The organism is Xanthovirga aplysinae, from assembly GCF_009711365.1.
GTDB lineage: Bacteria > Bacteroidota > Bacteroidia > Cytophagales > Cyclobacteriaceae > Xanthovirga > Xanthovirga aplysinae.
In genome coordinates this window covers 1-3,537 of the sequence record NZ_SMMB01000726.1, presented here as the reverse complement: position 1 = coordinate 3,537, position 3,537 = coordinate 1, and the positions used below count along the sequence as shown (strand labels likewise).

The following is a 3,537-nucleotide window of genomic DNA, read 5'->3' as shown; positions in this document are numbered from 1 at the left end:
ACTACAAAATTTTTTGAAGATGGAAGTATAGACTTTCCTGTCTTTGAACGTAATATCGAAGCCCAAATAGATGCAGGGGTTGATGGTATTGTGATTTCCGGTACTTTAGGAGAAGGAAGTTCTTTAAGTTGCGAAGAAAAGATAGATTTGGTTCGGTCTGCAAAAATGGTTAGTAATGGGCGTGTGCCAGTAATCGTTTGTGTGGCTGAAAGTAATACCAAAACCGCTGTTTCTTTTGTCAAAGCAGTAAAGGATGCAGGTGTTGATGGATTAATGGTATTGCCTCCAATGCGATATCAATCAGATGACAGGGAAACAGTGCATTATCTGCAAACCATTGCAGATGCAACTGATCTGCCTATCATGCTATATAATAATCCAGTGGCTTATAAGGTGTTGATTACCATTGATATGTTTAAGGAGCTAGCGAAAGATCCTAAATTCCAGGCTATTAAAGAGTCTACCGATGATATTCGAACTTTGACAGATCTTAAGAATGAATTAGGAGACCGGTATAAAATTCTTTCCGGAGTAGATGATTTAGCGATGGAGAGTTTGGTAATGGGTGCTGATGGATGGGTCGCAGGTTTAGTTTGTGCCTTTCCTAAAGAAACAGTTGCCATTTATAGATTGGTGAAAGAAGGAAGAATAGAGGAAGCAAGAGCTATTTATCGTTGGTTCTTCCCATTGTTACATTTAGATGTTTCTACTAAATTGGTACAGAATATTAAATTGGCTGAAGTAGCAACAGGACTAGGTACTGAGCCTGTACGTGAACCTCGTCTGCCGTTAGTGGGTGAAGAGCGTGAGCGAGTTTTGAGAATCATTGAAGAAGGATTGGCTAATCGCCCTATTTTACCTGAATTGGGAGTAGCTGAACTTGCTTAAGACTTTAATTTGGATAGAAGAATAGGCGTTAGTTTATTGGGGTTCTAATGCCTTTCTTTTATCTACCATTGTGAGTAAAATTAATTCCTTTTTTTCAGAATATTAAAACGACCATGAGTATTACAAGCCCGCAAACTATAGACAAAAAATTTGCCTCATTGCTATCTGAAGAGGTCAATAATACCATTTATGAGCCAGAAACCAAACAATTAAATCAATTGCTGGAGAAATCACGTAAGGCTTATGAAATTTTTAAAAACTTAAGTGGTGAACAAAAAGCATCATTTTTGGAGGCTATTGGAGAAGAAATAGCCGCTTTGGGAGACAATTTGGTGCAAACAGTAATGAAGGAATCTTCTTTGCCTGAAGGTCGGGTAATAGGAGAAAGAGGAAGAACCGTTGGACAATTGAACGCTTTTGCTCAATTGATAAGAGAAGGCTCTTGGGTGGAAGCGCATATTGATACAGCAATACCCGATCGTCAGCCCCTACCGAAACCTGACGTTAGAAAGATGCTCAGGCCTATAGGTCCTGTGGTTGTATTTGGGGCCAGTAATTTCCCATTAGCCTTTTCCACGGCTGGGGGAGATACTGCTTCTGCTTTGGCAGCAGGAAATCCAGTTATAGTAAAAGCCCATGAGGGGCATCCTGCTACAAGTGAATTGGTGGCCTTGGCTATTCAAAAGGCTGCTGAAAGAACAAAAATGCCTGATGGCGTATTCTCCATGGTGTATGGAGGTATTGAAGCTGGGCAAATATTAGTGAAGCACCCTGTAGTAAAAGCCATAGGCTTTACAGGTTCGGGAAAGGCAGGTAGAGCTTTATACAATGCCGCAGCTCAAAGGGAAGAACCTATACCTGTTTTTGCGGAAATGGGAAGTACAAATCCAGTTTTATTATTGCCGTCAACTTTAGAGGAAAATGCTGAAAATATCGCCAAAATCTATGCAGGGTCTATTACCTTGGGTACAGGACAGTTTTGTACTTCTCCTGGTATTTTAATTGGTATTGACTCCCCTTCATTAGTTCATTTTAGGAAAACGCTAGCTGTAGAAATATCAAAAGTGTTACCTTCCTCCATGCTTAATAAAAGAGTGTGGGATGGTTTTCAATATACTTACGGAGAGGCCAAAAAGCAGGATGGTGTTCAATTATTGGGAGTCTCTTCTGAGAATGCTGATTCCGAAAGCCTGCAGGTAAAGGCTGTAGTAGCAAGTGTAAAGGCAGATGATTTTATTCAGAATTCTGCCTTGAAAGAAGAGGTTTTTGGTCCTTATTCATTACTTGTTGTGTGTGATTCCAGTGAGAAGGCCCTGGAAGTGATCAATAGTTTGGAGGGACAATTAACTGCTACCATTATGGGTGAAGAAAGTGAGATGTCCTCTTTCCAGCCACATATCGAGGCCCTTCAGGAAAGAGTGGGAAGATTGATCTTTAATGGTGTGCCCACCGGAGTAGAAGTGTGCCCTTCTATGCATCATGGAGGTCCATTCCCTTCTACTTCCGATTCAAAATTTTCTTCTGTTGGAACATCTGCTATAAAGCGTTTTGCACGGCCTGTTTGCTACCAGGGATGTCCGCAGGACTTATTACCAAATGAATTGAAAGACGATAACCCACTAAAAGTGTGGAGAACAATAAATGGTGATTTATCTAAAGAGGAGGTAAAGTAAATGCAGCATCTTAGCAGGGAGCAAATTGAAGAAGCTGTGAATTTTAAGGAATTAATTTCTTCGTTGAAGGTTGCTTTTCAAGGAAGGTATGAGGTGCCTATGCGGCATCACCATGATTTTCCTAATCCGGTTGAGGGGAGAGAATCCACGCTTTTATTGATGCCTGCCTGGGAAGCAGGAGAACATGTAGGGGTGAAAATTGTTACAGTATCTCCTAATAATGGTAAGTATGATTTACCTTCCATTCAAGGACTATATTTATTAATGGACGCCCATAAAGGGCGTCCTCTTGTGCTTTTTGATGCCAAGAGTTTAACGGCAAAACGAACCGCTGCTGCTTCTGCTTTGGCCTCCAGTTTTCTATCAAGAAAAAATAGTCGAACCTTATTAATGGTAGGTACAGGAGCTTTGGCTCCAGAATTAATTCAGGCTCATTCGGCTGTTCGACCTATAGAAAAGGTTTTGGTTTGGGGAAGAAATTTGGATAAAGCCCAGGAGTTGGCTAATCTTTTTGAAAATAAAGGCTATGAAGCTCAAATTGCTGAAGATATACAGGAGGCAGTGTCTGTTGCGGACATTATTTCATGTGCTACCCTATCTCCAAAACCTTTAATTAAGGGGAGCTGGTTAAAAGCCGGTCAACATTTGGATTTAGTGGGAGCTTACAGACCTGATATGAGGGAAAGTGATGACGAGGCCGTGAGGAGGGCTTCTCTGTTCGTAGATACTTTTCAAGGGGGAACAAAGGAAGGGGGAGATATTTTTATTCCTTTGGAGAAAGGAGTGATTCAAAGAGAAGATATAAAGGCGGATCTTTTTTCCCTTTCGCAGGGTAAAGCAAAAGGTAGACAAGGTGAGGAAGAAATTACCCTTTTTAAATCCGTAGGGCATGCTTTGGAAGACCTAGCTGCAGCACAGCTTGTTTGGAAAAAGCTAAATTTATTGACTAGTTAATTATTTTTAATTGAGGGGTTAA

At 40.8% G+C, this 3,537-nt stretch carries 3 protein-coding genes; all 3 read left to right on the top strand.

The features are described from left to right. A partial coding sequence (locus tag E1171_RS04695; protein ID WP_155204591.1) for a dihydrodipicolinate synthase family protein occupies positions 1 to 888 on the top strand: 888 nt, incomplete at its 5' end. A gap of 113 nt (positions 889 to 1,001) precedes the next feature. After that, a complete protein-coding gene (locus tag E1171_RS04690; RefSeq protein WP_155204590.1) occupies positions 1,002 to 2,561 on the top strand; it encodes an aldehyde dehydrogenase (NADP(+)) in 1,560 nt (519 codons plus the stop codon). Then, complete coding sequence (lhpI, locus tag E1171_RS04685; RefSeq protein WP_155204588.1) at positions 2,562 to 3,515, top strand: bifunctional Delta(1)-pyrroline-2-carboxylate/Delta(1)-piperideine-2-carboxylate reductase; 954 nt, start codon at positions 2,562 to 2,564, stop codon at positions 3,513 to 3,515. Positions 3,516 to 3,537 lie beyond the last annotated feature (22 nt).